2 protein-coding genes are annotated in these 1,431 nt (G+C 73.1%); both read left to right on the top strand.

Features of this window, described 5'->3' with window-relative positions; translation table 11 throughout:
• Window positions 1-707 (top strand): glycoside hydrolase family 25 protein (locus tag ABD308_RS04855; RefSeq protein ID WP_344326252.1); only part of this gene is annotated, 707 nt, incomplete at its 5' end.
• Window positions 708-801: 94 nt separating this feature from the next.
• Window positions 802-1,383: an NlpC/P60 family protein gene (locus ABD308_RS04850; protein WP_344326246.1), complete on the top strand. Its 582-nt coding sequence runs from the start codon at window positions 802-804 to the stop codon at window positions 1,381-1,383.
• The last annotated feature ends 48 nt before the right edge of the window (window positions 1,384-1,431 follow it).

Here is a 1,431-nt window from a genome sequence, read left to right as displayed (position 1 = left end):
CGGCCGCGCTCGGCCCGGTCACGCCCGCCGGGGCGGCCGGCACCGGGCCGGGCGCCTACACCGTGCGCGGCTTCGACAGCTCCCACCACAGCCACGGGACGAAGACCGGCGAGAAGGCCTTCGACTGGCCCGCCGTGGCACGCGGCGGCCAGTCCTTCGTCTACCTCAAGGCCACCGAGGGCCTCACCTACGACGACGGCTGGTTCGGCCGCGACCTCGCCGGCGCCCGCTCGGTGGACCTCGTCCGCGGCGCCTACCACTTCTTCAAGCCCGACAAGGACGGCGCCGCGCAGGCCGACCACTTCGTCGACGTCCTGCGCCGCGAGGGCTTCACCGGCTCGAAGCCCGGCGAACTGCCGCCGGCGCTGGACCTGGAGGAGTGCGGCACGGACGGCCGGATCCCGCTCGCCCAGGTCACGGCCTTCCTGCGGCGCGTCGAGCAGGCGACCGGCACCGCGCCGGTCGTCTACACCCGGCGCAACATCGTCGACGACTGCCTCGGCGGCACGAAGGACCTCGCCGGCTACCGGGCCTGGCTCGCCCGCTACGCCACCGCCGAGCCCCAGCCGCTGCCCGGCGCCGCCGGCTGGGAGTTCTGGCAGTACAGCAAGCGGGCCGAGGTGCCCGGCACGGCCGGGCAGCCGATGGACGCCGACGTGTTCCACGGCGACCTCGCCGCGCTGCGCCGCCTCGCCCACCTGGGCTGATACCCCCGATCCGACCACCAGCAGCCGACAGACCACCACCCAACCGACCCATACCGACCGAACAGACACCACATCAGAAAGGCAGGAACCCCTCATGAACCGCTTCCACCGCTGGAGCGTCCCCGCCCTCGCCGCCACCGCCCTGCTCGGCTCCCTCACCCTCGCCGGTCCCGCCGCCGCGACCGCGCCCCTCGACGGCGAGGCCGTGGCCTCCGCCGCCCTGGAGCCGGGCGCGCGGGCCGGCGCGGCGAAGATCAGCCGGGCCGAGGAGATCCGCCGCGCCCGGCTGTGGCTGACCGCCAACGGCGGCAAGCCGGTCCCGTACTCCCAGCACAGGAACTGGAAGGACGGCTACCGCCAGGACTGCTCGGGCTTCGTCTCGATGGCGCTCAAGCTCCCCAAGCCCGGGGCGAACACCGTCTCGCTGAAGAACGACGGCTGGACCAAGCCCATCAAGATGTCCGAGCTGCGCCAGGGCGACCTGATCATCAAGGCGAACAGCAAGGACCCGAACCACCGTCACGTCGTGATCTTCGACAAGTGGGAGAACGGCAAGAAGTCCTACCTCTCCTACGAGCAGGCCGGCCACGTCGGCACCAGGCACGCCTCCCACGGCTACGGCCTGAAGTCCGGTGACGGCTACCACGCCTACCGCCCCGTCAACCTCACCGACTGACCGCGTCCCCGCGTCCGCCGCGGCCCCGGCACCCGCCGGGGACCGCGC

This window comes from Kitasatospora putterlickiae (assembly GCF_039527695.1).
In the GTDB taxonomy this organism is placed as follows: Bacteria; Actinomycetota; Actinomycetes; order Streptomycetales; family Streptomycetaceae; genus Kitasatospora; species Kitasatospora putterlickiae.
Note: the sequence above shows the minus strand (reverse complement) of the source record. Positions and strands in the feature narration are given on the sequence as shown.

What these genes read in the sequence shown, in the direction of transcription:
- ABD308_RS04850 (WP_344326246.1), top strand. Translation starts at nt 802, where the DNA reads ATGAACCGCTTCCACCGCTGGAGCGTCCCCGCCCTCGCCGCCACCGCC.